Origin of the sequence: Pseudomonas sp. I2 (assembly GCF_040984075.1) — a bacterium.
In the GTDB taxonomy this organism is placed as follows: Bacteria; Pseudomonadota; Gammaproteobacteria; order Pseudomonadales; family Pseudomonadaceae; genus Aquipseudomonas; species Aquipseudomonas guariconensis_B.
In genome coordinates this window covers 1-15,203 of the sequence record NZ_JBCGFQ010000015.1, presented here as the reverse complement: position 1 = coordinate 15,203, position 15,203 = coordinate 1, and the positions used below count along the sequence as shown (strand labels likewise).

17 protein-coding genes are annotated in these 15,203 nt (G+C 64.1%); 8 read left to right on the top strand and 9 right to left on the bottom strand.

The window, feature by feature from the left end; all coding sequences use genetic code 11:
• Positions 1-68 precede the first annotated feature (68 nt).
• The 4 genes from WCE05_RS09730 to WCE05_RS09715 are packed head-to-tail and all read left to right on the top strand — an operon-like array spanning position 69 to position 3,314.
• On the top strand, positions 69-662 hold the full coding sequence (locus WCE05_RS09730) for an aminodeoxychorismate/anthranilate synthase component II (protein WP_225786418.1): 594 nt from the start codon (positions 69-71) through the stop codon (positions 660-662).
• Positions 663-671: 9 nt separating this feature from the next.
• A complete protein-coding gene (trpD, locus tag WCE05_RS09725) occupies positions 672-1,721 on the top strand; it encodes an anthranilate phosphoribosyltransferase (protein WP_225786417.1) in 1,050 nt (349 codons plus the stop codon).
• On the top strand, positions 1,718-2,554 hold the full coding sequence (gene trpC / locus WCE05_RS09720; RefSeq protein WP_225786416.1) for an indole-3-glycerol phosphate synthase TrpC: 837 nt from the start codon (positions 1,718-1,720) through the stop codon (positions 2,552-2,554). The genes trpD and trpC overlap by 4 nt, the downstream gene beginning before the upstream one ends.
• A 55-nt stretch (positions 2,555-2,609) precedes the next feature.
• Positions 2,610-3,314, top strand: a complete 705-nt coding sequence (locus tag WCE05_RS09715; RefSeq protein WP_225786415.1) for a lipoate--protein ligase family protein — start codon at positions 2,610-2,612, stop codon at positions 3,312-3,314.
• Here the strand turns inward: WCE05_RS09715 and crp are convergent.
• Positions 3,311-3,955, bottom strand: a complete 645-nt coding sequence (gene crp, locus WCE05_RS09710; RefSeq protein WP_225786414.1) for a cAMP-activated global transcriptional regulator CRP — start codon at positions 3,953-3,955, stop codon at positions 3,311-3,313. The genes WCE05_RS09715 and crp overlap by 4 nt on opposite strands.
• A gap of 189 nt (positions 3,956-4,144) precedes the next feature.
• On the opposite strand from crp, the gene WCE05_RS09705 reads away from it, so the two are divergent.
• On the top strand, positions 4,145-4,567 hold the full coding sequence (locus tag WCE05_RS09705; protein WP_253080172.1) for an OsmC family protein: 423 nt from the start codon (positions 4,145-4,147) through the stop codon (positions 4,565-4,567).
• Positions 4,568-4,607: 40 nt separating this feature from the next.
• On the opposite strand, the gene WCE05_RS09700 is transcribed toward WCE05_RS09705, so the two are convergent.
• The 6 genes from WCE05_RS09700 to hemJ all read right to left on the bottom strand — a co-directional run bounded on the left by WCE05_RS09700 (position 4,608) and on the right by hemJ (position 9,038).
• The gene (locus tag WCE05_RS09700) at positions 4,608-5,648 is read right to left on the bottom strand and encodes a DUF2157 domain-containing protein (RefSeq protein ID WP_368815817.1); all 1,041 of its coding nucleotides are present in this window, start codon (positions 5,646-5,648) and stop codon (positions 4,608-4,610) included.
• A 10-nt stretch (positions 5,649-5,658) separates the two neighbouring features.
• On the bottom strand, positions 5,659-6,306 hold the full coding sequence (gene coq7 / locus WCE05_RS09695; RefSeq protein ID WP_225786411.1) for a 2-polyprenyl-3-methyl-6-methoxy-1,4-benzoquinone monooxygenase: 648 nt from the start codon (positions 6,304-6,306) through the stop codon (positions 5,659-5,661).
• Positions 6,307-6,371: 65 nt separating this feature from the next.
• A complete protein-coding gene (locus WCE05_RS09690) occupies positions 6,372-6,710 on the bottom strand; it encodes a histidine triad nucleotide-binding protein (RefSeq protein WP_045180357.1) in 339 nt (112 codons plus the stop codon).
• Positions 6,711-6,774: 64 nt separating this feature from the next.
• Positions 6,775-7,557 carry an SDR family oxidoreductase gene (locus WCE05_RS09685; RefSeq protein ID WP_253080170.1) on the bottom strand — a complete coding sequence of 261 codons (783 nt, stop codon included), beginning with the start codon at positions 7,555-7,557 and terminating at the stop codon, positions 6,775-6,777.
• Between the two features lie 68 nt (positions 7,558-7,625).
• A complete protein-coding gene (locus WCE05_RS09680; protein ID WP_368815816.1) occupies positions 7,626-8,582 on the bottom strand; it encodes an NAD(P)H-dependent flavin oxidoreductase in 957 nt (318 codons plus the stop codon).
• A 30-nt stretch (positions 8,583-8,612) separates the two neighbouring features.
• Positions 8,613-9,038: a protoporphyrinogen oxidase HemJ gene (gene hemJ / locus WCE05_RS09675; RefSeq protein ID WP_368815815.1), complete on the bottom strand. Its 426-nt coding sequence runs from the start codon at positions 9,036-9,038 to the stop codon at positions 8,613-8,615.
• A gap of 142 nt (positions 9,039-9,180) precedes the next feature.
• Between hemJ and argC the strand changes: the two genes are divergently transcribed.
• Positions 9,181-10,215, top strand: coding sequence for an N-acetyl-gamma-glutamyl-phosphate reductase (gene argC / locus WCE05_RS09670; RefSeq protein ID WP_225786407.1), 1,035 nt, complete (start codon positions 9,181-9,183; stop codon positions 10,213-10,215).
• A 138-nt stretch (positions 10,216-10,353) separates the two neighbouring features.
• On the top strand, positions 10,354-10,704 hold the full coding sequence (erpA, locus tag WCE05_RS09665) for an iron-sulfur cluster insertion protein ErpA (protein WP_225786406.1): 351 nt from the start codon (positions 10,354-10,356) through the stop codon (positions 10,702-10,704).
• 60 nt (positions 10,705-10,764) lie between these two features.
• Here erpA and WCE05_RS09660 read toward each other — a convergent pair whose 3' ends face one another.
• On the bottom strand, positions 10,765-11,856 hold the full coding sequence (locus WCE05_RS09660; RefSeq protein ID WP_368815814.1) for an anhydro-N-acetylmuramic acid kinase: 1,092 nt from the start codon (positions 11,854-11,856) through the stop codon (positions 10,765-10,767).
• A 4-nt stretch (positions 11,857-11,860) separates the two neighbouring features.
• Positions 11,861-13,267: a peptidoglycan DD-metalloendopeptidase family protein gene (locus WCE05_RS09655; protein WP_368815813.1), complete on the bottom strand. Its 1,407-nt coding sequence runs from the start codon at positions 13,265-13,267 to the stop codon at positions 11,861-11,863.
• A gap of 214 nt (positions 13,268-13,481) precedes the next feature.
• On the opposite strand from WCE05_RS09655, the gene tyrS reads away from it, so the two are divergent.
• Positions 13,482-14,681: a tyrosine--tRNA ligase gene (gene tyrS, locus WCE05_RS09650; protein ID WP_253080165.1), complete on the top strand. Its 1,200-nt coding sequence runs from the start codon at positions 13,482-13,484 to the stop codon at positions 14,679-14,681.
• Positions 14,682-15,203: the final 522 nt, after the last annotated feature.

Sequence of the window (15,203 nt, the reverse complement as noted above, 5' to 3'; positions counted from 1 at the left end):
TCGTCCGCACCCGTGGCTGGCATGGGAAGGTTCGAATCCAAAGTCAGTATTCAAGAGGTTCGCTCCAGATGTTACTGATGATCGACAACTACGACTCCTTCACCTACAACGTCGTTCAATACCTCGGCGAGCTGGGTGCCGAGGTCAAGGTCATTCGCAACGACGAAATGACCATCGCCCAGATCGAAGCCCTCGAGCCGGAGCGCATCGTCGTCTCCCCGGGCCCTTGCACGCCGAGCGAGGCGGGCGTGTCCATCGAAGCCATCCTGCACTTTGCCGGCAAGTTGCCGATCCTGGGCGTGTGCCTGGGCCACCAGTCCATCGGCCAGGCCTTCGGCGGTGACGTGGTGCGGGCCCGCCAGGTGATGCATGGCAAGACCAGCCCGGTGCATCACCGCGACCTGGGCGTGTTCGCCGGCCTCAACAACCCGCTCACCGTGACCCGCTACCATTCCCTGGTGGTCAAGCGCGAAACCCTGCCGGATTGCCTGGAGGTCACCGCCTGGACCGCGCATGACGATGGTTCGGTCGACGAGATCATGGGCCTGCGCCACAAGGCCCTGAACATCGAAGGAGTGCAGTTCCACCCCGAGTCGATCCTCACCGAGCAAGGGCATGAGTTGTTCGCCAATTTCCTCAAGCAGACCGGCGGCCGCCGCTAAGGAACGAACATGGATATCAAGAGCGCGTTGAGCCGTATCGTCGGCCATCTGGACCTGTCCACCGAGGAAATGCGCGGCGTCATGCGCCAGATCATGACCGGCCAGTGCACGGAGGCGCAGATCGGTGCCTTCCTGATGGGCATGCGCATGAAGAGCGAGAGCATCGACGAGATCGTCGGCGCCGTGTCGGTGATGCGCGAGCTGGCCGACAAGGTCGAGCTGCAGAGCCTGGATGGTGTCGTCGACATCGTCGGCACCGGTGGTGATGGCGCCAACATCTTCAACGTGTCCACCGCCTCGGCCTTCGTTCTCGCCGCGGCCGGTTGCACCGTGGCCAAGCATGGCAACCGGGCGGTGTCCGGCAAGAGCGGCAGCGCCGACCTGCTGGAGGCCGCCGGCATCTACCTGAACCTGACTCCGGTGCAGGTCGCTCGCTGCATCGACAGCCTGGGGATCGGTTTCATGTTCGCCCAGACCCACCACAGCGCCATGAAGCACGCCGCCGGGCCTCGCCGCGAGCTGGGGCTGCGCACCCTGTTCAACATGCTCGGCCCGCTTACGAATCCGGCCGGTGTGAAACACCAGGTGGTCGGGGTCTTCACCCAGGCCCTGTGCCGCCCACTGGCTCAGGTGCTGCAGCGTCTGGGCAGCAAGCATGTGTTGGTGGTGCACTCGAAGGATGGCCTGGACGAGTTCAGCCTGGCCGCGCCGACCTTCGTCGCCGAGCTGAAGAATGACCAGATCAGCGAGTACTGGGTCGAGCCGGAAGACCTCGGCATGAAGAGCCAGAGCCTGCATGGCCTGGCGGTCGAGGGCCCGCAGGCCTCGCTGGAGCTGATCCGCGATGCCCTGGGCCGGCGCAAGACCGAGAACGGCCAGAAGGCTGCCGAGATGATCGTGCTCAACGCCGGTGCCGCGCTGTATGCCGCCGATCACGCGATGAGCCTCAAAGCAGGGGTGGAGCTGGCCCATGACGTGCTGCACACCGGCCTTGCCTGGGAGAAGTTGCAGGAGCTGGGTGCCTTCACCGCGGTATTCAAGCAGGAGAACGAAGCATGAGCGTACCGACGGTGCTGGAGAAAATCCTCGCCCGCAAGGTCGAGGAAGTGGCCGAGCGCAGTGCCCGGGTCAGCCTGGCCGAGCTGGAGCGCCTGGCCAAGGCAGCCGATGCCCCGCGTGGCTTTGCCAATGCGTTGATCGAGCAGGCCGGGCGCAAGCAGCCGGCGGTGATCGCCGAAATCAAGAAGGCCTCGCCGAGCAAGGGGGTGATCCGCGAACACTTCGTGCCGGCGGAGATCGCCGCCAGCTACGAGAAGGGTGGGGCGACCTGCCTGTCGGTACTGACCGATGTGGACTACTTCCAGGGCGGCGATGCCTACCTGCAGCAGGCCCGCGCGGCCTGTGCGCTGCCGGTGATCCGCAAGGACTTCCTGATCGACCCTTACCAGGTCGTCGAGGCCCGTGCCCTGGGCGCCGACTGCGTATTGCTGATCGTCGCCGCGCTGGATGACGTGCGCATGGCCGAGCTGGCTGCCACCGCCAAGGACGTCGGGCTCGACGTGCTGGTGGAGGTGCACGACGGCGATGAACTGGAGCGTGCCCTGCAGACCCTCGACACCCCGCTGGTCGGCGTCAACAACCGCAACCTGCACACCTTCGAGGTCAGCCTGGAAACCACTCTCGACCTGCTGCCGCGCATCCCGCGCGATCGTCTGGCCATCACCGAGAGCGGCATCCTCAACCGTGCCGACGTGGAACTGATGGAAATCAACGAGGTGTATTCCTTCCTGGTCGGCGAGGCGTTCATGCGCGCCGAGCAGCCGGGGCTGGAGCTGCAGCGTCTGTTCTTCCCCGAGCGGCCCGTGCACAACGTGGTCCAGCAACTGGACTGAGCGACCCTGAAGCCGGCACATGCCGGCTTCTTTGCATGGACAAGGTGGAAAACTGATGAGCGATCAACCTCTGGCCCTTACCGTCGAACAGGGCCTGCACGCCGAACAGGAGCTGCTGGCCGCAGTCTGCCGTGGCGAGCGCGAAGCTGGTGTGCTGTTCTGGCGCCCGACCGACCGCGCCCTGGTGATGCCACGGCGCATGAGCCGCCTGGAGAACTTCGAGGCTGCCTGCACGGAACTGGCGATCAGTGGCTGGCCGGTGTTGTTGCGCGAGACCGGCGGGGAGCCGGTGCCGCAGTCGCATGCCACGGTGAACGTGGCACTGGTCTATGTGGCGCCGCGTAGCGAAGGGGACCAGGGGCGCATCGAGAATGCCTACGAGCGCCTGTGCCTGCCCTTGTGCGATGTGCTGCGCGAATGGGGCGGTGTGGCATCGGTCGGCGAGATCGATGGCGCTTTCTGCGATGGCCGGTACAACGTCAATCTCGATGGCCGCAAACTGGTCGGCACGGCCCAGCGCTGGCGCCAGGGGCTGGGCGGCAAACGCCCGGTGGTGCTGGTGCATGGCGCGCTGTTGCTGGACAACGAGCGTGAGTCGATGGTCGCGGCGGTCAACCGCTTCAACGAATGTTGTGAGCTGGAGCAACGCTGCCGGGCCGATGCCCATGTCGCCCTGCATGAGGTCGTGCCCGAGGCGCCCTGGTTCGAGCGCCTGAGCCAGGCTTACGACGAGGTGATCGCGGCGCTTCCCCGGGACTAGCGGGTGCCGTAGACCACCATGGTCTTGCCCTTGACCTGGACCAGGCTGCGTTCCTCGAGGTCCTTGAGCACACGACCGACCATTTCCCGTGAGCACCCGACGATACGGCCGATCTCCTGGCGGGTGATCTTGATCTGCATACCGTCCGGGTGGGTCATCGCGTCGGGCTGCTTGCACAGGTCCAGCAGGCAGCGGGCCACGCGGCCGGTGACGTCGAAGAAGGCGAGGTCGCCGACCTTGCGGGTGGTGTTGCGCAGACGCTGGGCCATCTGGCTGCCAAGCGCATAGAGGATTTCCGGATCCTGGCGAGCCAGTTCGCGGAACTTGTCGTAGCCGATCTCGGCCACTTCGCATTCGGTCTTGGCGCGGACCCAGGCACTACGTTGCTGTTCCTGGCCGCTAGGTTCGAACAGGCCCAACTCGCCGAAAAAATCGCCGCTGTTGAGGTAGGCGATGATCATCTCATGACCGTCGTCGTCCTCGATCAGGATGGTCACCGAGCCTTTGACGATGAACGACAGCGTGTCTGCCCGGTCGCCCGCACAGATGATATTGCTCTTGGCGGCATAGCGGCGGCGCTGGCAGTGGGTGAGCAGCTTGTCGATGTTCTTGATCTTGGCGGGTAGGGCTGAGGCAACCATCACGAAATCCTGTTCGATATGACGCATAGGCTTTTTATAGGGGTTTGGCGGAAAGTGCCAGTCATTTGGCGCCAGCTTATCAGACACTGCCTCTGGTATTGGTATGAAAGCGACTCGTCTTGAGCTTTTCCGACAGCTCCACAAGGTCTAAGCTGACGGCCTTTTCCGAACATTAGGGAGTCCAGATACATGAAGGCACGCATCCAGTGGGCCGGTGAAGCGATGTTCCTCGGCGAATCGGGGAGCGGCCACGTCGTGGTGATGGATGGCCCGCCCGAGGCTGGCGGTCGCAACCTGGGCGTGCGCCCGATGGAGATGCTCCTGCTCGGCCTGGGCGGTTGCAGCAGCTTCGATGTCGTGAGCATCCTGAAGAAGTCGCGCCAGGCCGTGGAAAACTGCGAGGCCTTCCTGGAGGCCGAGCGCGCCGACGAGGATCCCAAGGTGTTCACCAAGATCCACTTGAAGTTCGTGGTCAAGGGGCGTGGCCTGAAGGAGGCCCAGGTCAAGCGTGCGGTGGAGCTGTCGGCGGAGAAGTACTGCTCGGCCTCGATCATGCTCGATCGCGCCGGTGTCGAGATTACCCACGGCTACGAGATCGTCGAACTGGGCTGAGGCAGGGTATTCGACTTGATAGGGCCGCTTGCCCGGCCCATCAATCGCGCAGCGCTGGCAGTGCTTGTTGCAACCAACTCGGCAGACGGGCGCGCAGCGACTGGCTGAGCTGCTCGCGGCGCTTCTGGTAAAGCAGCCCCAGGCCGATCACGCCAAGGCCGATCAAGGTCAGCACCAGCGGGAACAGCAGCGAGTCGGCGAACACCTCGTAGGAGAGGTAGCCGAGGTAAGCCGCCACGCCCATGGCGCCGAACACCATGAACACCGGCCGGCGCAGTAGCACCGCCAGCCCCATCAAGCCAAGGTTGACCAGGCAGTAGAGGGCCTTGCCCAGCTCGCTGTCGCTGTTCATCAGCGTCAGGCCTCCCCAGAATGCCGCCAGCCCGGCCAGGTAGCCCCAGAAGGCATAGTCCCTACGGGGGCGGCCATCCACCACGACGAACACCAGCAGCAGGGCCAGGCCGAACCATAGCGATACCGTGCGCCGCTGCTCCCAACTGAATGGCGAGCCAAAGAACCATTCGCTCAGGTCCATGGACATGAACCACAGGGCCACGGCGATCGGCATCACGATGAACGGGAAGGGCACCAGGCGCAGCATCAGCAGCCCGGCGAGCACCGTGGCCGCTTCCATCAGCAACCAGCCACCTTGGACGTAGGTGTAGTACTGGTGGTAGTCGGCTTGGGTGTCGTCCAGCGGCCACCAGCCCAACATGCGCTCGATGGCGAACACTGCCAGTGGCACGATGCTTACCGCGACCGCAGCCAGCACCCCGGCAGCGATGGGTTGCTGGCGCCGCTGCAATGCCATGGCGAAGCCTGTCAGCAGGACGATATACAACAGTGCAATGGCCAGCAGGGCCGAGTCGCCGATGCGCATCCAGGCTTCGGTGAGCAGCCAGCCCATGGCGCCCATGATCAGCAGCGCGCCGAAATAGAAGGCCACATGGGCCAATTGAAAGGTGCCACGGTTTTCCGGCTGCTGGCGCAAGAACGCCAGCAGCGCCTGCTCCTGGCCCGGCTGGAGAATGCCGGCGTCCACGGCACGCGCCAGGTCCTTGGCGTCGAAACGTTCCGTCATGGCCGTGCCCCTAGATGCGATAGGTGCTCTTGGTCATCACCTTGGCCATCAGGCTCATGCCCAGGCGCACCGGTGCGGGGAAGCGGTAGCCGCCGGCCTCGAGGGCGGATTCGGCGTGCTGCTCCTCGTCCACGCGCATCTGCTCGAGGATGGCGCGGGATTTCTCGTCTTGCGGGGGGATCTGCTCCAGGTGTTCGTCCAGGTGCTTGCAGACTTGGTGCTCGGTGGCCGCGACGAAGCCCAGGCTGACCTTGTCGCTGACCAGGCCGGCGAGGGCGCCGATGCCGAACGACATACCGTAGAACAGCGGGTTGAGCACGCTCGGGTGGCTGCCCAGCTGGCGGATGCGCTGCTCGCACCAGGCCAGGTGGTCGACCTCTTCCTCGGCGGCATGCTCCATGGCCTTGCGTACCTGCGGCAGTTTGGCGGTCAACGCCTGGCCCTGGTAGAGCGCCTGGGCACATACCTCGCCGGTATGGTTGATGCGCATCAGGCCGGCGATATGGCGGGTCTGGGCTTCGTCCAGCTCGGCGTCCGGTTGCACGATGGCCGGGGAGGGACGAGAAGGTTGGCCGCTGAAGGGCAGCAAGGTGCGCATGGCGGTATCGGCCTGCAGCAACAAGCGGTCGAGCGGCGAGTAGTGACGTTCGGTAGCCATCGGGCACCTCCGCTAGAGTGTGCCCGACAGTTTACCGCAATCGGCGGGGAGGGGGTTGCCCTGGATCAGCCCGGCGGCCAGTGCATCTGGCGTTGGCCGAGCACATGCATGTGGATGTGGTAGACGGTCTGGCCGCCCAGCTCGTTGCAGTTCATGACCACCCGGAAGCCTTCCTCGCAACCTAGCTCCTTGGCCAGGCGCTGGGCAGTGAACAGGATGTGGCCGGCCAGGCCCTTGTCCTCTTCGGTCAGGTCGTTGAGGGTGCGGATGGGCTTTTTCGGGATGACCAGAAAATGCACAGGCGCCTGGGGGGCGATATCGTGGAAGGCCAGAACCTGGTCGTCCTCGTAGATGATCTTCGCCGGGATCTCCCGGTTGATGATCTTGGTGAAGAGAGTCTCCACAGCACTTGCTCCATGGTGAGGGTCCGGGCCGAGTGTAACCAGCGCGCCGCCGCTCGCCCAGTGGCTATTCGGCGCCGAGCGGGCAGTAGCGACGATGGATCATCCCGGCCAGCTTGCGCGTCAGCCAGTGCGGCAGCAGGCGTGGCAGGAAGGCCAGCCAGCGGTTGCGCCGTCCGGGTACGATCAGGGCACGATTCTTGTCCAGGGCGCGCACGGCATGCAGCGCCACCTCTTCCGGGCTCAGGCAGCGGCTGGAGCCTTCCAGCCTGGGGATGCGTCGCCGTGGCGAACGCACCGGGCCAGGGCACAGCACCGACACCTTGATCCCGGTGCGCCCGAGCTCTTCGCGCAGGGCTTGGGAGAAACTCACCACGTAGGCCTTGCTCGCCGCATAGCTGGCCATCCAGGGGCCGGGGGCGAAGCTGGCGAGGGATGCGACATTGAGGATCTGACCGCCGCCCTGCACGGCCATCAGGTTGCCGATGGCGTGGCACAGGCGGGTCAGGGCGAGAATGTTGACCTCCAGCAGGTCCTGCTCATCCGCCCATTCGTGGGCCAGGAACGGCCCGTAGGCGCGCTGGCCGGCGCAGTTGACCAACAGGTCGATGCGCCGTTCGCCTTCTTCCAGTTCGAGCACGAAGCCGGACAAGCGCAAAGGCTGGCTCAGGTCGCAGGCGCGGAACAGCACCTCGACACCGAAACGCTGGGTCAGCTCGATGGCCACCGGCTCGAGGGTCTCGCGATGGCGTGCCACCAGGATCAGGTTGCGCCCGCGCCGCGCCAGGGCTTCCGCCAGGGCCAGGCCCAGGCCGCTGGAAGCACCGGTGATCATGGCGTAACGGGTCATGCAAGGCTCCTGGAGCGGCGGACGGGGCGCCTAGTGTACAGCGTGGCCCGGCAAGGTGTTGCCTTTTGCTACAGGGCCCGGCCGTGCAGTCGATGGCTGTGTGCCAGGGCCTCGCGGTATTCGCCCTGCAGGCGTTCGATCAGTGCGCCAGCGCTGGGCAGGTCGTGGATATCGCCGACCCCCTGGCCAGCGGACCAGACCGTTTTCCAGGCTTTCGCTTCATCATCCAGCGGTTTGAGACGAGCCTGCTCATGGCTGGCCTTCAGCGCGTCCATGTCGTAGCCGGCCTGCTCCAGGCTCTGGCGCAGGAAACTGGCGGGCACGCCGGACACGGCAGGAGTATGGATGATGTCGGCAGCGCGGGCCTCCAGCAGCATCTGCTTGTAGGCATCCTGGGCCTGGCTCTCGGTGGTGGCGATGAAACGGGTGCCCATGTACGCCAGGTCGGCTCCCAGCAGTTGGGCGGCGAGGACCTGATGGCCATGGTTGATGCAGCCCGCCAGCAGCAGCGTCTTGTCGAAGAACTGGCGGATCTCGGCCACCAGGGCGAGTGGGCTCCAGGTCCCGGCGTGCCCCCCGGCGCCTGCTGCCACGGCGATCAGGCCGTCTACCCCGGCCTCGGCGGCTTTCTCCGCATGGCGGCGGGTCGTGACGTCATGGAATACCAGGCCGCCATAGCCATGCACCGCATCCACCACCTCCTTCACGGCGCCCAGGCTGGTGATGACGATGGGCACGCGGTGTTCGACGCACAGGGCCAGGTCGGCCTGCAGGCGCGGGTTGCTGGGGTGGACGATCAGGTTGACCGCGTAGGGTGCCGCTGTCGGCAAGCTGGCGAGGCCGTCCTCGATCTCTTCCAGCCACGCTTTGAAACCGCTGCTGTCGCGCTGGTTCAAGGCAGGAAAGCTGCCCACCACGCCACTGCCGCAGCAGGCCAGTACCAGCCGGGGATTGGAAATCAGGAACATCGGTGCGGCGACCACCGGCAGGCGCAGGCGTTGTTCGAGCGAGGCGGGCAAGGGCATGGCGGGGCTCCTGTCAGGGGATGGTTGGGCTCAGAACGGTTTGACCACCACGAGAATCACGATGCCCAGCAGCAACAGCACCGGCACTTCGTTGAACCAGCGGTAGTACACATGGCTGCGGGTGTTGTTGCCGGCGGCGAAGCGCTTGCGCTGGGCGCCGCACATGTGATGGTAGACGGTCAGCAGGATGACCAGGGTGAGCTTGGCATGCAGCCAGCCCTGACTGAGCCAGCCCGGGGTGAGGTAGAGCATCCAGATGCCGAAGACATAGGTGGCGATCATCGCCGGGTTCATGATGCCGCGAAAGAGCTTGCGCTCCATCGTGACGAAGCGCTCCTGGCTGATGTTGTCCTGGCTTTGCGCGTGGTAGACGAACAGCCGGGGCAGGTAGAACAGTCCGGCGAACCAGCAGACCACGCTGACGATGTGCAGCGCCTTGATCCATAGATAGAGCATGGAGGGAGTTCCTTCAGGTTTTCACGGTCGTCAGATAGTAGAGGCCAAGCGCCCGAAGGGTCACCCCAAGAGTTGTTACAGGCGGCTCGCACCCCTATTATCGTGCGTTTTCCAGTCGGCTCGTTGATAAGGGGCAAGCGTTATGATCAAGGTCGGTATCGTCGGCGGCACGGGTTACACCGGCGTCGAACTGTTGCGTCTGCTGGCACAGCATCCACAGGCCGAGGTGGCGGTCATCACGTCGCGCTCCGAGGCCGGTGTGGCGGTAGCCGACATGTACCCGAACCTGCGTGGCCACTATGACGGCCTGGCCTTCAGCGTGCCGGACAGCAAGGCCCTGGGCGCCTGCGACGTGGTGTTCTTCGCCACGCCCCACGGTGTTGCCCACGCCTTGGCCGGCGAGCTGCTGGCGGCCGGGACCAAGGTCATCGACCTGTCCGCCGACTTCCGCCTGCAGGACGCCGTGGAGTGGGGCAAGTGGTACGGCCAGCCCCACGGTGCGCCGGAGCTGCTCAAGGATGCGGTATACGGCCTGCCCGAGGTCAATCGCGAGAAGATCCGCCAGGCCCGTCTGATCGCCGTGCCTGGCTGCTATCCGACGGCCGCCCAGCTGGGCTTCCTGCCGCTGCTCGAAGCCGGCCTGGCTGACCCGTCACGCCTGATCGCCGACTGCAAGTCGGGTGTCAGCGGCGCCGGCCGGGGTGCTTCGGTGGGCTCGCTGTTCTGCGAGGCGGGCGAGAGCATGAAGGCCTACGCGGTCAAGGGCCACCGCCACCTGCCGGAAATCAGCCAGGGCCTGCGCCAAGCCGCGGGCAAGGACGTCGGCCTGACCTTCGTGCCGCACCTGACCCCGATGATCCGTGGCATTCACGCCACGCTCTATGCGACCGTCGCCGACACCTCGGTCGACCTGCAGGCCCTGTTCGAGAAGCGCTACGCGGACGAGCCGTTCGTCGACGTGATGCCGGCCGGTAGCCACCCAGAGACCCGTAGCGTGCGTGGCGCCAATGTCTGCCGCATCGCCGTGCATCGTCCCCAGGGCAGTGACCTGGTGGTGGTGTTGTCGGTGATCGACAACCTGGTCAAGGGCGCTTCCGGCCAGGCGGTGCAGAACCTGAACATCCTGTTCGGCCTGGACGAACGCATGGGCCTGTCGCACGCCGGCCTGCTGCCCTGACAGCAGCCACAAGCTGCAAGTGAGTGTTCCGCGTTCAGCTTGAAGCTTGCGGCTTACGTATTGTTGACCGATTTTCTCGGAGAAGCGGATAATGCGCGTCATCGAGTTTTATGGCGGCACTGCGCCGGGAGAATCAACATGAGCGTCGAAACCTTCACCCCCACCGCTTTGGAATTCACCCAAGGGGCTGCGCAAAAGGTGAAGACCCTGGTCACCGAAGAGGGCAATGATCGTCTGAAGTTGCGCGTGTTCGTGACGGGCGGTGGTTGCTCCGGTTTCCAGTACGGCTTCACCTTCGATGAGGAAGTGGCCGAGGACGACACCGTGGTCGAGCGCGAAGGCGTGTCCCTGGTGGTCGATCCGATGAGCTTCCAGTACCTGGCAGGCGCCGAAGTGGACTACCAGGAAGGCCTGGAAGGTTCGCGCTTCGTGATCAAGAACCCCAACGCCGCCACCACCTGCGGCTGTGGTTCCTCGTTCTCGATCTGAGCCTTGCCGTTGGCATGAAAACGCCGCGCGGTTGCGCGGCGTTTTGCTTTGTGGGGTGGGTCAGGCCGGATAGATGGCGCCGAGTATGCGCAGGCCCTGGGCGCCGGTGACACTGGGGCGGTTGCCGGGGATTCGCTCGAGGCAGCAATGGGCCAGCCAGGCGAAGGCCATGGCCTCGACCCAGTCGGGATCGACCCCATGGGCGGCGGTGCTGTCGACCTTGGCGGCCGGCAGCAGCTCGGCCAGGCGGCGCATCAACGCGCCATTGCGAGCCCCGCCACCGCAGACCAGCAGTGCTTCGGTGTTCGCCTGGGCGCCGCTCAGCGAGTCGACGATGCTGCGTGCAGTGAGCTCCAGCAGGGTGGCCTGGACATCTTCGTCCCGACAAGGCGGCAGTGCCGACAGATGGGCATCCAGCCACGGCAGGTTGAAGACTTCGCGGCCGGTGCTCTTGGGGCCGGTGCCGGCAAAGAACGGGTCCGCCAGCAGGCTGGCGAGCAGGCCAGGGTTCGGCGTGCCGCTGGCCGCCCAGGCGCCATCGGCGTCATAGGCCTGGCCACGCTTGCGTTCGATCCAGGCATCGAGCAGCACATTGCCCGGCCCGCAGTCGAAGCCGCGGACCGGTTTGTCATGCTCGATCAGGCTGAGGTTGCTGAAACCGCCCACGTTGAGTATCGCCACGCGCTGGCCCAGATGGGCGAACAGCGCCTCATGGTAGGCAGGCACCAGCGGCGCGCCCTGGCCACCGGCGGCAACGTCGCGGCGGCGGAAGTCGCCGACCACGCAGATCCCGGTGAGCTCGGCCAGCAGGGCGGGGTTGCCGATCTGCACGGTGAAGCCGCGTGCCGGTTCATGACGGATGGTCTGCCCATGGCTGCCGATCGCACGGATGGCATCGGCCTGCAGGCCCTGGCTGAGCAAGAGATGGCGCACGCCTTCGGCTGCCAGCCTGGCCCAGCGGTTTTCTGCCAGTGCGGCGCGGGCGATCTCGTCGGGGCCGCTGGCGCAAAGGGCCAGCAGGTCCTGGCGCAGGTCCGAGGGCATGGGGGTGTAGTGGGTGGCGAGCAGTTGGTGCTGCTCGCCCTGTTCGATCAGGGCGATGTCCAGGCCGTCGAGGCTGGTACCGGACATCACTCCCAGGTAGAGCGCCATGGGCTCAGCGCTTGTTCGCGGCGAGCAGGGTGGCCTTTTCCTGGTCCATGCGGGCGATCAGGGGCTGGCTCTGCTGCAGGAAGCGCTGGCGCTCGGACTTGGCGATCGGGTCGGCCATGGGCACTTTCTGGCTCAGAGGATCGACGTGCACGCCATTGACCTGGAACTCATAGTGCAGGTGCGGCCCGGTGGACAGGCCGGTGGTGCCGATGTAGCCGATGACCTGGCCTTGCTTGACCGAACTGCCGGTCCTGATGCCCTTGGCGAAGCCCTGCATGTGGCCGTAGAGGGTCTTGTAGGTATTGCCATGGGCGATGATCACGGTGTTGCCGTAGCCGCCGCGGCGCCCCGCCAGGAGCACTTTGCCGTCGCCGGCGGCCTTGATCGGCGTGCCTCGCGGTGCGGCGTAGTCGACGCCTTTGTGGGCGCGGATCTTGTTCAGGATCGGGTGCTTGCGCCCATTGGAGAAGCGTGAGCTGATGCGGGCGAAGTCCACCGGGGTGCGGATGAAGGCCTTGCGCAGGCTCTTGCCGTCGGCGGTGTAGTAGCTGGTGTTGCCCTGCTTGTTGGTGTAGCGCACGGCGGTGTAGGTCTTGCCGCGGTTGGTGAAGCGGGCGGACAGGATGTTGCCGGTGCCGATCACCTTGCCGTCCATGATCTTCTGCTCGTAGACCACGTCGAATTCGTCGCCCTGGCGGATGTCCTGGGCGAAGTCGATGTCGTAGCCGAGGATGCGTGCCATGTCCATGGTCATGCTGTGGGACAGGCCTGCGCGTTGCGCGGAAGCCGACAGGGAACTCTTGATGACCCCATGGGCGTAGGCGGTGCGTACCACTGGTTTGCTGACTTCGCGAGCGAAGCTGTAGCCCTTGGCGGTGCGAGTCAGGCGAATGCTCTCGAGGCTGCTGACCTTGCTGTGCAGGCTGGCCAACTGGCCGTCCTTGTCGAACTCGAACTGCAGCACCTGACCATGCTTGAGCTGGCTGAACTGCTTGGCCTGCTTGCTGCTGGCCAGTACGTCATGGACCACGTTGGCGGGCAGGCCGACCTTGGCGAACAGGGTGGACAGGGTATCGCCACGGGCGACCGTGACTTCACGGTGGCCGGGCTCCTTCTCCTCGACCGCAGGGGCCTGCTCGGCGGTCTGCTCGGCCGGTGGTTCGGCGGTGTCGATCTGGGCGAAGGGCGAATCCTGGCTGCCCTCGGCCTGTACCAGTGGGGCTGCCTTGGACGCGTCCTGCAGCTGCTCGGCCGGGCTTTCCAGCTCCAGGCTCAGCGTGGTTTTCTTGGCTTCGACCTCGCTGGAGGGGAATACCAGCAAGGCCAGGCTGAGGAGGGCGGCGATGCCGCTGGCGGCCAACAAATGGCTTTTCGGATAAAGCGGGGGCGCTTTAGGCGTTTCGTTGGTCATAGGTGAAGTGACTTTGAAAAAGGTGAAAAGGAAAAGATGAATGACATGATGAAGATGAAATAACTGTATAAAATATAACCAAATCCATTTTCACGCAAGGGCGCGTAGACGCCGCGACACGCCGTTCGGGTCACATTCCTTTGCAAAACTTGTATTTGATGGCCGATCTTGTATGGTTGGCTCCCCTTGAATCTGAGCCTTGCGGGTCTGTCATATGAAGTCGGTTGAAGAGCAGCTGGCGCTTATCAAGCGCGGTGCGGAAGAGGTGTTGGTCGAGTCGGAACTGGCGGAGAAGCTCAAGCGCGGCCAGCCTCTGCGTATCAAGGCGGGCTTCGATCCGACCGCTCCAGACTTGCACCTGGGCCACACGGTGCTGATCAACAAGCTGCGCCAGTTCCAGGACCTTGGCCATCAGGTCATCTTCCTGATCGGTGACTTCACCGGCATGATCGGTGACCCGAGCGGCAAGAGCGCCACCCGCCCACCGCTGACCCGCGAGCAGGTCCTGGAGAATGCCGAGACCTACAAGCAGCAGGTGTTCAAGATCCTCGACCCGGCCAAGACCGAGGTCGCGTTCAATTCCACCTGGATGGACAAGCTGACGCCGGCCGACTTCATTCGCCTGGCTTCGCAGTACACGGTTGCCCGCATGCTCGAGCGCGACGACTTCGACAAGCGCTACAGCAGCAATCAGCCCATCGCGATCCACGAGTTCCTCTACCCGCTGGTGCAAGGCTATGACTCGGTCGCGCTCAAGGCCGACGTCGAGCTGGGTGGCACCGACCAGAAGTTCAACCTGCTGATGGGACGAGAGCTGCAGCGGGCTTATGGCCAGGAAGCGCAGAACATCGTGACCATGCCGCTGCTCGAGGGGCTCGACGGCGTGAAGAAGATGTCCAAGTCGCTGGGTAACTATGTGGGTATCCAGGAGGCGCCTGGGGTGATGTACAGCAAGCTGGTGTCGATCCCGGACACGCTGATGTGGCGTTACTTCGAGCTGCTGAGCTTCCGTTCGATGGAAGAGATCGACCAGTTCCGCGCCGATGTCGAGAACGGCGCCAACCCGCGCGATATCAAGATCAAGCTGGCGGAGGAGATCGTCGCCCGCTTCCATGGTGAAGAGGCAGCGGCCAGCGCTCATCGTGCGGCAGGCAACCGTATGAAGGATGGCGAACTGCCTGAGGATCTGCCGCAGGTCGAGGTGGCGGCGGCCGAAGACATGCCGATCGCTGCGGTCCTGAACAAGGCAGGGCTGGTGAAGAACTCGGCTGCTGCTCGTGACCTGCTTAATGCAGGGAGTGTGAAGGTCGATGGCGCTGTGGTCGATCGTGGCTTCGTCTTTGCCCTGGGGGCGACCCATGTGTGCCAGGCGGGCAAGAAGGCTTTTGCGCGCATTACCTTGAAGGCAGAGTAAGGGTAGCTTTATCTCTGAAGACGGGGAGGCCAGTAGGCCTCCCCGTTTTGTTTGTGCTGTGCTCTTTATTTAAAGATTTATGAAAATAACGGTTGACGGGGTTTCGAATCCCCTTATAATGCGCCCCACTTCCGACGTAGTCGAAACGAAAAACTCCTTGAGATTCAACGAGTTGAACGCTTCAGGTAGTGTCGGAAGAGCTTCGGTCCCTAGATCGGCAGCGGTGCAAAAGGCAGTTGACAGCAGGCGGTAACGCTGTATGATTCGCCTCCCGCTACGAGTGATCGCAGCGAGTCAAGTGGTTGAAGTGAAACGAAAAACTTCAAAACAAACGCTTGACAGACTCTGAGGAAAGCGTAGAGTGCGCGGCCTCGGTTGAGACGAAACGCTCTTGGCCAAACGCTCTTTAACAATCGAATCAAGCAATTCGTGTGGGTGCTTGTGAGTACGGACTGATAGTCGCCAAGATTATCAGCATCACAAGTGGCCATATGAGAAATCACATAGTCATTTGAGATTGCT